At 41.8% G+C, this 14290-nt stretch carries 13 protein-coding genes and 2 riboswitches; of the genes, 7 read left to right on the top strand and 6 right to left on the bottom strand.

Going from position 1 to position 14290, the window contains the following annotated elements; genetic code table 11:
• Positions 1–15: 15 nt before the first annotated feature.
• From BBI08_RS16220 to mtnW, 3 genes are read right to left on the bottom strand one after another with little or no spacing between them, the layout of a single operon-like run.
• Positions 16–630, bottom strand: coding sequence for a methylthioribulose 1-phosphate dehydratase (locus tag BBI08_RS16220; protein ID WP_040850315.1), 615 nt, complete (start codon positions 628–630; stop codon positions 16–18).
• Positions 627–1292 carry a 2-hydroxy-3-keto-5-methylthiopentenyl-1-phosphate phosphatase gene (locus tag BBI08_RS16215; protein ID WP_040850313.1) on the bottom strand — a complete coding sequence of 222 codons (666 nt, stop codon included), beginning with the start codon at positions 1290–1292 and terminating at the stop codon, positions 627–629. The genes BBI08_RS16220 and BBI08_RS16215 overlap by 4 nt, the downstream gene beginning before the upstream one ends.
• Positions 1289–2512 (bottom strand): 2,3-diketo-5-methylthiopentyl-1-phosphate enolase, encoded by a 1224-nt coding sequence (gene mtnW / locus BBI08_RS16210; RefSeq protein WP_008496251.1) that lies wholly within the window; start codon positions 2510–2512, stop codon positions 1289–1291. The genes BBI08_RS16215 and mtnW overlap by 4 nt, the downstream gene beginning before the upstream one ends.
• Positions 2513–2587: 75 nt before the next feature.
• A riboswitch (SAM riboswitch) is annotated at positions 2588–2697 on the bottom strand.
• A 242-nt stretch (positions 2698–2939) separates the two neighbouring features.
• Positions 2940–3093, top strand: a riboswitch (SAM riboswitch).
• A gap of 77 nt (positions 3094–3170) precedes the next feature.
• On the opposite strand from mtnW, the gene mtnK reads away from it, so the two are divergent.
• From mtnK to BBI08_RS16185, 5 genes are all read left to right on the top strand, one after another.
• Complete coding sequence (gene mtnK / locus BBI08_RS16205) at positions 3171–4361, top strand: S-methyl-5-thioribose kinase (RefSeq protein ID WP_040850334.1); 1191 nt, start codon at positions 3171–3173, stop codon at positions 4359–4361.
• Positions 4358–5419, top strand: coding sequence for an S-methyl-5-thioribose-1-phosphate isomerase (gene mtnA, locus BBI08_RS16200; RefSeq protein ID WP_065528339.1), 1062 nt, complete (start codon positions 4358–4360; stop codon positions 5417–5419). The genes mtnK and mtnA overlap by 4 nt, the downstream gene beginning before the upstream one ends.
• On the top strand, positions 5416–6498 hold the full coding sequence (locus BBI08_RS16195; RefSeq protein ID WP_040850311.1) for a sugar ABC transporter substrate-binding protein: 1083 nt from the start codon (positions 5416–5418) through the stop codon (positions 6496–6498). Before mtnA ends, BBI08_RS16195 begins: the two co-directional genes overlap by 4 nt.
• 63 nt (positions 6499–6561) lie before the next feature.
• Positions 6562–8070 carry a sugar ABC transporter ATP-binding protein gene (locus BBI08_RS16190; RefSeq protein ID WP_008496247.1) on the top strand — a complete coding sequence of 503 codons (1509 nt, stop codon included), beginning with the start codon at positions 6562–6564 and terminating at the stop codon, positions 8068–8070.
• Positions 8042–9079, top strand: a complete 1038-nt coding sequence (locus tag BBI08_RS16185; protein ID WP_008496246.1) for an ABC transporter permease — start codon at positions 8042–8044, stop codon at positions 9077–9079. The genes BBI08_RS16190 and BBI08_RS16185 overlap by 29 nt, the downstream gene beginning before the upstream one ends.
• A gap of 465 nt (positions 9080–9544) precedes the next feature.
• Here the strand turns inward: BBI08_RS16185 and BBI08_RS16180 are convergent, their stop codons facing one another.
• On the bottom strand, positions 9545–10081 hold the full coding sequence (locus BBI08_RS16180; protein ID WP_008496245.1) for a dihydrofolate reductase family protein: 537 nt from the start codon (positions 10079–10081) through the stop codon (positions 9545–9547).
• Between the two features lie 231 nt (positions 10082–10312).
• Between BBI08_RS16180 and BBI08_RS16175 the strand changes: the two genes are divergently transcribed.
• Entirely contained in the window at positions 10313–11320 is a 1008-nt protein-coding gene (locus BBI08_RS16175; protein WP_008496244.1) for an EAL domain-containing protein, read from the top strand.
• A gap of 67 nt (positions 11321–11387) precedes the next feature.
• Positions 11388–11726: a potassium channel family protein gene (locus BBI08_RS16170; protein ID WP_008496243.1), complete on the top strand. Its 339-nt coding sequence runs from the start codon at positions 11388–11390 to the stop codon at positions 11724–11726.
• 38 nt (positions 11727–11764) lie between these two features.
• Here the strand turns inward: BBI08_RS16170 and BBI08_RS16165 are convergent, their stop codons facing one another.
• Both BBI08_RS16165 and BBI08_RS16160 read right to left on the bottom strand, forming a co-directional pair.
• The gene (locus BBI08_RS16165) at positions 11765–12772 is read right to left on the bottom strand and encodes a FecCD family ABC transporter permease (protein WP_008496242.1); all 1008 of its coding nucleotides are present in this window, start codon (positions 12770–12772) and stop codon (positions 11765–11767) included.
• Positions 12769–13767 (bottom strand): FecCD family ABC transporter permease, encoded by a 999-nt coding sequence (locus BBI08_RS16160; RefSeq protein ID WP_008496241.1) that lies wholly within the window; start codon positions 13765–13767, stop codon positions 12769–12771. The genes BBI08_RS16165 and BBI08_RS16160 overlap by 4 nt, the downstream gene beginning before the upstream one ends.
• Positions 13768–14290 lie beyond the last annotated feature (523 nt).

Raw genomic sequence — 14290 nt, 5'->3', positions numbered from 1 at the left:
ACTAATCTTCCTCTCTTATTTTAACTGTAATTGTAATGCTAATTGGTATTGAAATAAAAACTCGCAGGCTTCAAGTAGTTTTTTCGCCTCAAAACTATTTTTCCCCCACACGGTAATGCCGTGATTACGGATTAGCACGGCTCCTTTATCTGCCGAAATAGTAGCTTCAAACTCACGGGTGAGTGTTGGGATATCTGCGTGATTGGCAATAATGGGAATTGTTAGAACAGCATCTTCTTCCCATAATCCGAAAGCTTTAATCAGTTCCTGTCCTTGGAAATCGATTTTTCCGGCATCGCCATATAATTCGGAAATGACATTATTGGCAACCGTATGGACGTGAAGACTGCAACCGGCTTGGGTCTTTCTATAAATTGCACAATGCAATAAGGTTTCAGCAGAGGGTGTTAAGAATTTTTCAATGGTGGGTTGTCCATTTTCATCCACTAGTAGAAAGTCTTCATCTGTCCGTTTTTTCTTGTCTTTACCACTAGCAGTGACTAAGAACTCGAGTGGTTCGTCAGTCACTTTAATGGCTAGATTTCCACTAGTCCCCATAAACCAGTCGCGAACAGCTAGTTCATCTTTGACATCCGCTAGTTCAAGCCATTTTTCATTCAATGCAATCATGACTTCACTCCTATATATTTATCCACTATAGCGATAACTTCATGAAAAGTTTCAAACGGTTGATAATCGATTCTAGCTTCTTTGCATTTGTCGGCCAGTAAATCTCTAGCGATGACAAAATCAGCTTCTTTAGCGGCTTCCCAGTCACTGATCGAATCCCCAATCACAATGCTGTTAGTGCCTTTGGCCAAAAGTTCACGGATGATGGACGGTTTACAGCAGCCACATCCTTGACTCGTACAGATTGCATCACAGACATGTGGGAATTCAATATGGATCAGATCTTTCGAAAAATCTGCGCTGTTGCAATAGATGCCATCAAAGGGTCCAAAAGGTTTAAGAAGTGGATAAACGAAAAAATCGATGCCTCCGCTGACAATGTATAAAGAAAGTTCATGTTTTTTTACATAATCGACAAAATCACGAAAGCCTTCTCGTATTTCCGCTTGCTCTAGAACATATGAAATAATGTCCTCCTTTGCGGACACAGGGAGTAATGAAAACATTTTCGCTACACCCTCACGTATGGTTATAGATTGATCAAGGATTTGGTTTTTGATGGGTTCCCAACCAGGCGGATCAAATTTCTTCATGATTGCGATGATATTATCGTTGGCTGTAATCGTGCCATCGAAATCGCAGAAAATAATTGGTTTGTTCAATTTTTTGACCCCCATAGCTCAAGTGCTGTTTGTAGTTGTTCGTGTTGTTTACTAGCGTTTTGTAAAGTTTCACCTTGCAATACGGCATCAATCGCTTGTCTGAAAGCTTGTCCGCCGCCAATGGCTCCAGCTGGATGTCCATGGATACCACCACCGGCATTAATGACGCTATCGATGCCATAGTCTGCCATCAGCAAAGGGACAAGCCCTGGATGAATACCGGCCGAGGGCACTGGAAAACTGCGTTTTAACGAGCTTTTCTTAGTCAGTTCTTCACCGAGCGAAAGTGCAGAGGCTTTCTCCAATGCGACACTGCCGTAAGGCGATGGAAACAGTGAGAAATCTGCACCAGCATAACGGGTCAATTTGCCAAGTGCCAGTGGCGTAGCAAGGCCATAAAAGGCAGATGAAGTAAAGGCACCACTGAATGCGGGGTGTACCATCAGTGGCAAAGCAATGTCATCGTCTTCAGCAAGTTCTTGCATAACATCGAATCCGTACGCATGAACATTGAACAATAAAGCGTCAGCTCCAAGTTCGCGAGCTTTTCTTGCTTTACCTCGCAGCTCGGAGGTTCTACCCGAAAGGTTTACTGCATAAAGTGTGCGGTGACCCGATTCTTCATACACCTGTGTTAACACTTCTTTACCTGCAGTAATGCGCTTCTCAAATGGAGTCAAAGGGTTATCAAATAGAATTTCATCATCTTTGACGAGGTCTACACCGCCTAATGCCTGTTGCCGCAATTGAGTAGATAAGTAATCCAAGTCACGCCCGATGACACCTTTGAATATGCTCATGAGTAGCGGCCGTCCAGTTACACCGAGTGTATGGCGGATTTCTTCAATACCAAAGCGAGGTCCGGGAAAATGCTTGAGCAATTCATCGCTGAAATTCAAATCCAATAGTTTTACTTCACCATCCAGAGATAATTTGCCGAAAACGGTAGTGAGGATTGCAGGAAGATCTGCAGAGAAATTCGCTGATGGATAAGCGATTGAAACTTCAGCTTTTATCAAACCTGATTTTAAGGGATGGGGATTTTCCTCACATTCTTTTATGGAAATGACATTTCCTTTATGCTGTTTTAATTGCTCTTGTTCAAGAAGAGGCAAATTGGTCCAGGACCCGATCGTCAGTCCTAGCGCAATACCTTCAGCTTTTTTCTCAAAGGAGCCAGGCTTTCCGTATAATTGATAAGTAGCAGTTAAAGTGCTCATTTACTCCACGCTCCTATGTAATTTTAAAAAATAAAAAACCTCTTCAAATAAGAAGAGGTTAAGGGTTTTAACAACTTCTTATTTCTCAGCCACTGTTTCTGACTGCAAGAATTAGCACCGTGTCCATTAATGGACCGGTTGCCGGGTATCATAGGGCTTGTCCCTCCACCTGCTCTAAATAAGAAAGATTATGAAATTGTGTAGGTCATTTTTATAAAGTGATTTAAGAACTTGAAAGTATTGATAGTTCATCAACACGCTCGGCTTTTTTGAGCCTATGTCTAGAAGTAATTCTGATTATTTCACGTGCATAAGAGTCTGTCAACTCTATTGTTGCAAAATTTTTTTTATTGAAAAAATAGGATTGACAGTCAATTCTGAAACATGATAGGATTCTTTTCAGAACTCAATAGCATGACAAGTAGTACTCTTATCAAGAGCTGGCAGAGGGATTTTGGCCCGATGACGCCCAGCAACCGACCGTAATACCGTTGTGAGACGGGGCGCTTTTGCGCCAGGATGAAATTCCTGCAAGGCACGGTGCTAATTCCATCAGAAATTTACTTTCTGAAAGATAAGAGGCGTGGAATCTCTCTTATTCTGGCCTCTTTCTTTTAGAAAGAGGCTTTTTATATTGCCAGGAAAGGGAGAGAAAACAATGACGCTTACTATTCCAACAACTTATAAAGGACTAACTGAGTCGACGGCTATAGCTTTAGCAAAAGCTGTCTATACTTTCGAGCCTACTGCCGAATTGAGCTGCCGAGAAATTGGAGATGGCAACTTGAATTATGTTTTCCAGATCGAAGATTCGAAAACAGGCACCCGTGTAATTATTAAGCAAGCACTGCCATATGCCAAAATCATTGGTGAAAGTTGGCCACTGACTTTAAAGCGTGCAACGATCGAAGCCAATGTTCTTAGAAAGCACGGAGAGTTTGTGCCATCCTTGGTACCGGTCGTTTATGCGGCGGATGAAACATTAGCGATTACGGTGATGGAAGATTTGTCTCACCTTGTTATTGCACGAGAAGGATTGATCAACGGGCAGAATTTTCCTAGACTGTCGCAGGATATTGGTGAATACTTGGCGCAGACTTTGTTCCATACATCAGATTACGGTCTCCATCCTTTTGAAAAAAAACGCTTAGCTGTCGAGTTCTCCAATCCAGAGCTATGTAAAATCACAGAAGATCTTGTTTTTACGGATCCCTTTTTTGACCTTGAAACTAACAATTATGAACCACAGCTTCAATCAGCGGCAGAAGCAATTTGGAGAGACCAAAAGTTGCAGCTAGAAGTAGCTAAATTGAAAAAAAGTTTTTTGACTGAATCGGAAGCCTTGCTACACGGAGACCTTCACACAGGCAGTATTTTTGCTAGTACAACTGAAACCAAAGTCATCGATCCAGAGTTTGGTTTTTATGGTCCAATCGGATTCGATGTTGGCTTATTTCTAGGTAATTTAATTTTTCAATCGATTACGCGAGAAGGTATCGAGCGTCAGGTGGTTGTGTCTCACATTGAGAAGACGTGGGAAGTGTTTGCTTTATCATTCAGTGAACTATGGAAAACAGAGAGTATTGAATCGTTCAGAGACACACAGGGTTATTTAGAATTTGTTCTAGATAAAGTGTTAACAGATGCAGCAGGTTTTGCCGGCTGTGAATTGATTCGCCGGACAATTGGCTTAGCACATGTCAAAGATTTAGACAGTATAGTGGACACAGAAAAAAGAATTAACTTTAAAACACAGTCGCTACATACAGGGCGAGCATTAATCTTGCAGCGCCAACAAATCGGCTCAATCACTGATTTACTGGAGATTTTAAAAGAGGTGCACAAATGAGCATTCCTTTATCTATCAACTGGAATGGTCAGCAACTGACTATTCTAGACCAACAAAAATTACCACACCTTATCGAATACGTAACACTTGAAACTGTAGAAGACATTTACGAGGCCATCTTTTCATTAAAAGTTCGTGGTGCTCCAGCGATTGGCATTACAGCCGCCTATGGATTGGCTATCGGAGCTCAGCGGCATGATACAGCTTCACTAGAAGTTTTTCAGCAATACATCCAAAAAGATGCATCGTACTTAAACGCTTCAAGACCGACTGCTGTCAACCTTGGTTGGGCACTAAACCGTCTACAAGATATAATTCGAGAGGCAACTAACGTCCAGCAGGCAAAGCAGTTATTGCTAGCAGAGGCCATTAAAATTCATGAAGAAGACGAAGCCTCCTGTCGGCGTATCGGTGAGCATGCGTTGACGTTGTTAGAAGGGCGCACAAAAGTCATGACTATTTGCAATGCAGGTTCCATTGCCACTGCAAAATATGGCACAGCCTTAGCACCGTTTCACCTTGGCAGTGAACGCGGTCGGCATTTCGAAGTGTATGCTTGCGAAACTCGTCCGGTTTATCAAGGTGCGCGTCTGACAGTATGGGAACTGCAACAATCAAATGTTGATGTGACGTTGATCACAGATAGCATGGCAGCACACACCATTAAAGCAAAAGGCGTTGAAGCGATCATTGTCGGTGCAGACCGCATTGCAGCCAACGGTGACACTGCGAATAAGATTGGCACCTTTAATTTGGCTTTATTGGCCAAAGCTTTCGATATTCCTTTTTATGTCGCGGCACCAATCTCGACATTTGATCTTGGAATTGAAGATGGAACTGCAATTCCGATTGAAGAACGAAACGCGGAGGAAATTACTCATATGAATGGACAGCCGATTGCGCCACTTGGCACTAAAGTATTTAATCCCGCATTTGATGTGACACCGTCGCATCTGATTACCGCAATTATTACCGAAAAAGGCATTATTACTGCAAATTACCAAAAAAACATCCCTGAGATGCTTGGTGCATTTACAAGAAAAGGAGAAAAAATATGAAAAAACAATCTATCTGGCTACTTGTCACTTTGTTATTAATCGGTATTGTGTTGGGTGCTTGTCAACCAAAAGGAGAGGTTACAGAAGAGAAAACTTCTTCAGACACAGAAGCAAAAACTTCAGCTCATCCGCTTGCAGGTAAAGAAATTGCTTTAATCATGCAGATCAACCTCGGTACTTTTTCTGCACAATACATAGCAGGTGTTGAAGAGCAAATTGAAAATTTCGGAGGCAAAGTGACTGTTTTCACTTCCCAAGGAGATTTGGCGAAAATGGCTTCTAACTTAGATGCTGCGATTAACCAAGGCGTCGATGGTATTTTAATTGATCACGGCACAAAAGAAGCGTTAAACCAAGGAGTGGAAAAAGCCCTGGAAAAAGGGATTTCAGTTGTGGCATTTGATGCAGGTATTGATGTGGACGGTGTAGTTTCTTTAGAACAAGGCGATCAGCAAATGGCGGAGATGACTTTGGGGAAATTAGCGCAAGACAATGAGGGCACAGCCAATATCGTCAAAATTTGGACCGCTGGTTTTGCACCGATGGAAAGACGTCAAATAGCATATGAAAAATTCTTGGCAGATAACCCGAATATCCAAGAAGTCACAGCATTTGGATCGGCAACTAGCAATACGGCATTGGATACACAGTCACAAATGGAAGCTGTATTGAAGCAATATCCAAATGAAGGAGAAATTACTGCAGTGTGGGCTTCATGGGATGAATTTGCTAAAGGCGCTGTTCGTGCTATCGAACAGTCTGGCCGGACAGATATTAAAGTTTATGGAATCGATATGAGTGATGAGGATCTTCAGTTAATGCAAAAAGAAAATAGCCCTTGGCTAGCTTCTGCAGCGGTTGATCCAACAGATATTGGGCGCATTCAAGTGCGTTATTTATACCAATTGCTAAACGGAGAACAGCCAGAAGAAAAAGTAATTCTAGAACCCATATTTATCGAGGCACAAAATTTGCCGGAAGAAGCGGTGACAACCGATAAACTGAGCGACTATATAGAAGGTTGGGGGTCAAGTGACCAAGGTTATACAGATGACTTGCGTGAATTGGAAGGGCAATAATTTTTATCAAATTGAGCTGTCCTGAAAAGTGGGACAGCTCTTTTACCAGGAAGGAGCATTGCTATGGCGGAACCTTTACTTTCGATGTCGGCTATTGGAAAAAAATTCGGTACAGTGACAGCGTTGCAAAATGCAGAGTTCCACTTAAAAAAAGGTGAAGTTCACGCCATTCTAGGCGTCAATGGTGCGGGCAAAAGCACTTTAATTAAAATCCTGTCCGGGGTCTATCAACAGGATAACGGAACAATCTATTTGGATGGCTCTCTTGTCCAACTAGCTACGCCAAAGTCAGCTAAAGAGAATGGGATTTATTGTGTCTATCAGGAAGTGGATACTGCAATTGTGGCTGACTTAACGGTAGCAGAAAATATCTTGCTCGATACATTTGCTAACAGGGGTAAGTTATTTATCTCAAGACAAAAACTCAACGACAAAGCTCGAATGATTTTACATGAGTTGCAAGTAGACCATATTAATGTTCAACAAAAAGCGATGCACCTAACATTAGCGGAAAAACAGATGGTGTTAATTGCAAGAGCATTGGTCCATTCAGCAAAAATCATCATCTTCGACGAACCCACAGCTCCTTTATCAATTCATGAATCGGAAAAATTGTATGCCGTTATTTCGAAACTAAAACGAAAAGGCGTTGGATGTGTCTTTATTTCGCATCGGTTGCCAGAAGTGTTTGAAATTAGCGACCGGATTACCGTGATGCGTGAAGGGGCCAGGGTTGAAACTTATGCTACAGTCGATGCGGATCAAAGTCAGGTGATAGAAGCAATGCTCGGTGAGGCACTAAGCCATGAATTGGAACCGAGCACACACTTTCAAGGAACACCTTTTCTGCAAGTGGAAAATCTGTCAGATGGCTACAAACTTAAAAACTTGTCGCTTACGGTTTCATCAGGCGAAGTGGTTGGTGTCGTCGGTCTCGTTGGTGCCGGAAAAACGGAACTGGCAAAAGCTTTATTTGGAGCAACTCCTCTTACGTCAGGAACGATAAAGCTTAAAGGAAACGTGACAAAAATCAAGCATCCGGCTGACGCCATCAAAGCAGGAATGGCATTAATTCCTGAAGAACGGAGAAAAGAAGGGTTATTTGTTCAGGAATCATTGGAGATTAATGCCACATTTCCAAACTTGAAAAAATTCTCTAAAGGTTTGTTCATAAACCGAAAAGCCGAAAAAAGGTATGCAAATGAGATTATTGAACGTTTGCGCGTTAAAACTAGCAGTACTGAAACTGCGATTCTCCACCTAAGTGGAGGAAACCAACAGAAAATAGCAATCGGTAAATGGATTTCGCTCGATTCTGCTTTGTATCTATTTGATGAACCGACTAAAGGTGTGGATATTGGAGCAAAAGTGGATATTTTTAAATTGATCCGTCAATTGACGGAAAAAGGCAAAGGGTGTTTGTATTTTTCTAGTGAAATTCATGAAGCGCTCGGAATTTCCGATCGCATTCTCATCATGCACAATGGTCAAATCGTGAAGGAATTGTCACGGCAAGAAGCGACCCAAGAAAGGATTTTGTTGTATGCAAGTGGTGGAAAAGAACAATTTTGAGAAAAACAAAAGTTCAGTGAAAAATAATGCGATTCAGTTTCTATTCAAATATGGTGCAATTGCTTTGCTGGTGTTTATCATTTTTTATTTTAGTACAATCAGTGATGCCTTTTTCACATATGATAATTTCACGGACATTTTACGCTCGATTTCGATTGTGACCTTATTAGCTCTAGGCGTAACGTTCACGCTTGTGGTAGGTGGATTTGATCTATCAGTGGGTTCGACAATGTCATTTTCGACCGTCGTTTCTGCATCATTAATGGTGTGGTACGAGATGCCGTTATGGCTTGTTCTTATTTTGCCATTGCTAATTGGAGTTCTAGTTGGTGTATTCAACAGCTTTCTCATTGTGATTATTGGCATTCCAGACTTGCTGGCAACTTTGAGTGTGATGTATATCGTAGCTGGTTTGCACCGAACTTATACGGAAGGCTATTCGGTCTATAATAATATGCCTCTAACTTCAGGTGGAACCGCACCTGGTCAATTGTCGGATGCATTTCTTTTGATAGGTCAAGGGCAATTAATGGGCCTGCCGGTTCCTGTTTGGATTATGCTAGTGATGGTTATAGCATCTTACATCGTACTGCATCACACGCGTTGGGGGCGAATTCTTTATATGACGGGTGGAAATGCTGAAGCTGCCACGTTGTCAGGAGTTAACGTTAAAAAAGTGAAATTTACAGCTTATGTGGTATCTGGTTTCTTTGCATCAATGGCCGGTATCCTCTTTACAGCACGCGTAGGTTCGGGACAAATTGATGCTGGAGCTCCACTAATGATGGAGGCGGTTGCGGCTGTCTTCGTGGGATATTCAGTTTTAGGAGCAGGTAAGCCAAATGCTTTAGGTACATTTTTTGGTGCAGCTGTTATTGGAATCTTATTGAACGGACTGACGATTCTAAACCTTCCTTATTATGCCTTTGATATTATTAAAGGCAGTGTGCTGGTCGCTGCCTTAGCAGTTACTTATATTTACGCCAAAAAGAAACTCAATAGAACATAATTTTTGCAAAATAAAAGGCTCCTTATATAGGAGCCTCAGCTTGTAGACAAAAGAGTACTTACTCATTTTTTGTATGCACATGGGATTCTCCACACCGAGTGGACGCTTTCCGCTGACGAAGCTGGCGCAGCGATGCAGGAGCATATCTTTGCCCTTCGCCACTTGGTGCTCCGAATCCTGGCGTGAGTAAGGGAAAAACCCTTTCGCAGGTTACTTTTATGGTGAAGCGTCCTATAGAATCTCACTTTATTTGTAGCAAGAAGCCTTCAATTGGGTTGGCCACGAAGACTCCTGTGGGAGAGCGAAAGCTGAAGACCCCGCAGGAACGTTAGTGACGAGGAGGCTGAAGCTGAGCCCACGGAAAGCGAAGTGGCCAACCCAGTTGAAGAATATACATCACTATTCAGTTTAATAAGACTTTGTCTACAGTCTGAGGCTCCCTATACAGGAGCCTTGTAAAATAGATTATTTATCCGGCGTATAACTGGCAATAAGGACACCTGAATCGGTTGACCGGACATTCTGCAGGTTAAACATTTTCTGATCGGCATTTTCCTTGAATAGTCGTTTTCCTTCACCTAACACAAGTGGGAATGTCATTAAATGAAGTTCATCGATCAAATCATATCTCAGCAAGGTTTCGATAAGTTCGGCACTACCATAGACCAATAATCGTTGACCGGTTTTTTTCAGTTTAGTCACTACTTGTGCTACGTTGCTGGTGATTAAACGAGCGTTCCATTCAGTCTGCTTTAAGCTTGTCGAAACCACATACTTTGGTAATTTGTTGATCCGCTCTGCAAATCCCTCTTCATCTTCTGCAGAAGGCCAAGCTGCCGCAAACCCTTCATAAGTTACGCGTCCAAGAAGCAATGCATCACTACTAAACAACAGATCCAACTGAAATTTAGCAATCTCGTCATCCCAGTAAGATGCTGTCCAAGACGGTTCTTCCATGACCCCATCCAGTGTCAAATACATAGCTACAATAATTTTTCCCATAATCATTCTCCTTTGTGAATGAATTAATAGCGGGCGGTTCTTGAAGTGTGATGATTCGAGTGGCTATAGCATTAATTCGATTTCAATTGAAAAACTCCTTTAAAATTGGGTGGGAATTATCAGCTGTTTAAATAATAAAGAAGAATAAATTGACTTTTTTTATAAAAAAATAACAGTTTTTAGTATTTATAAAGTAAACTATAACTACTATAAAAATAGGAGTGATAGATAATGCAATGCAATAGCTGCACTGTTGCAGCCATAAAATTTGAAATTAAGCTAGAAGGACAAACGAATCTTTCGGCGTTGCCAATGGTTATAGATCACTTGAAAAGAAGAGAAATTGATGTTGTTCAAAAAAGCAACAAACTGCAAATAGATGAAAAAGGCGCAAGAGAAATCCTCGATTTTTGCAATGACTTACTAGTGATGGACAAAGCCGTTTTCCGCATCAATCAGGAAGCTTGGCAGCCATTAACAGAGATGTCAAAAGTCTTCGCTATGGAATGGATAGATGATGTCATCAAAAATGAGAGAATCATTTGCCACTACCAACCAATTGTAGATAGCGATGAAAATATTTATGCGTATGAAATGTTAGCGCGTTTCAAAAACGAAGATGGCTCGATGATTTACCCAAATGAAATTTTTCCTGCGGCAAAAACACGTGGCCGTTTATATGCACTAGACCGGGTTTGCAGGATGACTGCTGTGAAATATGCAGCCGCATTAAATGGAACAAAAGCGTTTATCAACTTTATCCCGACATCGATTTATTCACCCGAATTTTGTTTGCGGTCGACCATCGCATTGTCTGAGAAATTAGGAGTAAATCCAAATTCGTTAGTGTTTGAAGTAGTGGAAACTGAAAAAGTAGACGACGTCGATCACTTAAAGAAAATTCTCAGTTATTATCGAGCTCGAGGCTTTGACTACGCATTAGACGATGTTGGCGAAGGGTATAGCACGATTGAACTATTGGCTGATTTAAAGCCTAAGTATATGAAACTCGATATGCAATTTGTTCAAGACGTTGCAACGGATACAAAAAAACAAGAAATCGCCAAAAAATTTCTGAAAAAAGCTCAAGAAGTTGGCTCGATTCCGTTAGCAGAAGGTATAGAAATACGTCAAGATTTTGATTGGCTAAAGCAGCTCGGTTATCAATTATTCCAAGGGTATTATTTTGGGAAACCAGCAGCAACGCCTGTAGCTATATTTCAAACCTCAACAACTTAACTAGTTGTTGGGGTTTTTTATCAAAGTATTTATACTGAGAGAATAAATAAAAAGAAGAGGCGATAAAATGATATCCTTTATTTTGACATTGAGACGCATGCTAAAAGCTTTTTTTCAACTGATTAAAGATAAAGAATTCCAAGTATTACTTGGATTGACGGCAGTGATTTTGTTATCGGGAACGATTTTTTATTCGACAGTAGAAGGGTTTACCGTAGTGGACGCTTTGTATTTTAGTGTAGCAACATTAACAACTGTTGGGTCAGCAACTCTAGAACCAGTAACAGATTTTGGTAAAATTTTTACCATATTGTATATGATTACAGGTATTGGCGTCATGTTGAGTTTAATCGTGAAAGTATCTTTGCAAATGCGAAACAAAAAGAAACAAGCGGATTTAAAATAAATAGCCAGGATTCTTCGCCTATGAAGAATCCTGGCTATTTATTTTCTCAACAACAAATAGATGAAGTAAGGTGCACCGATCAATGCCGCCATAATACCTGCTGGAATACCCGAAGGTTGGAGTAAATTTCGTCCGATGGTATCTGCTAGTAACAATAGCCAACCGCCTATCAAAATCGCAAGCGGCAAGAACAATTGATGCCGCGGTCCGACAATGGCTTTGGCAATATGCGGGGCCATTAACCCGATAAACGCGATTCCACCAGTAACAGAAACCGCAGAAGCGGCTAAAGCGACAGCGGCCAGTAACAACACAAGTCGTTCTTTTTCAATAGAAACACCAATCCCGATTCCGACGGGGTCACTCAGCCCGAGAACGTTCATGCGGTTTGCTTTATATAAAGTAAACGGGATTAATATCAATAACCACGGAAGGATGGCAATGATAAATGGCCAATCTGCTCCCCAAATGCTACCTGCTAACCAATTGGCGATAAAATCAACTTTTTCCGGTTCAGCAGAAGAAATGAGGACAATCATAACGCCAGAAAGTGCCATTGAAAAACCGATGCCGACGAGAACTAAACGAACAGGTTGTAGCCCTGCACTTCGAGAATAAGAAAAAGCATAAATCAATATAGCCGTTAAAAGTGCACCACCAAAAGCGACAAGCGGTAGCAAGTAAGCAAAAGCACCAACTTCAACTGGGATAAATAAGAAGAATACCGCAATGGCGACACCAGCTCCGGAATTGATCCCGATAATTCCAGGGTCTGCCAAGTCATTACGCGTCACACTTTGTAAAATAGCACCAGACAAAGCGAGTGCCATTCCGGCTAGTAAAGTAATTAAAATTCGCGGCAAGCGAATTGAAAACAAAATAAATTCTTCTTTAAATGTTCCTTGTCCGAGGAGGGCAGGCATTAATCGGTCATAAGAAATAGGCGAATAACCTAAGCCCATACTGATTATGGCTGTTAGTAAAATCAGTGCCAGCAAACCATAATACGAAATTCGTTGTTTTTTACGTAAACTAGGATGAATCATACGAATGCTTTTCCTCCTTTACGAACGATGATTAGGAAGAAAGGCAAACCGAGAATCGCAATGATTGCGGCGACTGGAGTTTCAAAAGGCGCATTGATTGTCCGACCAATCAAATCGGCGAGCAACATAAAAATCGCTCCAGCTACGGCAGACATGGGAATGATAAAGCGGTAATCGGTTCCAACAATCGCGCGAATGATATGGGGAATCATCAAACCGATAAACGCCATATTGCCAGCAAGTGCCACAGCAGCACCTGCTAGAAGAGTGATGACAACAAAAAGAATCGCTTTAATTTGCGCTGTTTTTTGTCCTAGGCCGATCGCAGCTTCTTCACTTAAACTTAAAATAGTTAATTGCCGTGCTAACACGAAGGCAACTAGTAACGACACTGCGATAAAAGGAACCACTACTTGTAGCTGTCCCCAAGAAGTGCCAATCAATCCACCCGCCGTCCATTGTGAAACGTTTTTTGAGATATTAAAGTAAAGGCCAATGCCTTCAGCAATCGCAGTTAGAAAAGCTGATATAGCGGCCCCTGCGAGGACAATGCGAAACGGTGAAAACCCACCTTTTTTAGCGGCGCCAATCCCAAACACTAATGCAGCACCAACTGCCGCACCGATAAAACAAGCAATCATAATACCGAAATAATTAGCGGCAGGAACAAACGCTAAAGTGAACGCAAGCGCGGCATTTGCCCCAGCTGTTAAGCCGAGAAGACCTGGATCAGCCAATGGGTTGCGCGTCATGCCTTGCATCATCGCACCGGAAACGGCGAGGGCAGCACCAACAAAAATGGCCGCAATTTCACGTGGCAGGCGAATCTCGCGAATCACGCCAATATGATCGCTAGAAGAAGTTGAAAACAAAGCGAGTCCGACTTCTTTTAAACTGATATCCGCCGCACCGAAAATTAAAGAAACCATCAAGGTCAGTGCTAGTAAGATAAAACTCAAAGTTAATTTAATTGGAAAGGGAATTTTAGGTGTCATTAGTCATCATCTTTTCCTAAGAATAAAAGAGGAATTCTTTAACAAAATCCCTCTTAGCTTGTAGACAAAAGAATACTTACTTATTTTTGTATGCATCTAGGATTCTCCGCACCCAGTGGACGCTTTCCGCGGACTCAGCGCTGAGCCTCCTCGTCGCAAGCTCCTGCGGGGTCTCACTACTTCGTTTTTCCGCTGGAGTCGCCACTAGGTGCTCCGAATCCTGGAGTGAGTAGGAAACATCTTTTAATACATTATTTTGTAGTAAAGTGCATTAAAGAATCTCACTTTGTTTGTAGCAGGAAGCCTTCAACTGGGTTGGTCCACGAAGACTCCTGTGGGAGCAGCGAAGCGACGAAAGCTGAAAGCCCCGCAGGAACGTTAGTGACGAGGAAACTGAAGCTGAGCCCACGGAAAGCGAAGTGGCCAGCCCAGTTGGAGATTATGCATTACTATTCAGTTTAATATGACTTTGTCTACAGTCTGAGAGGAATTCTTTAACAGAATCCCTCTTTTTTGTTATATA

The sequence above is a fragment of the Planococcus halocryophilus genome (assembly GCF_001687585.2).
In the GTDB taxonomy this organism is placed as follows: Bacteria; Bacillota; Bacilli; order Bacillales_A; family Planococcaceae; genus Planococcus; species Planococcus halocryophilus.
This window is presented reverse-complemented; position numbering and strand designations above follow the sequence as displayed.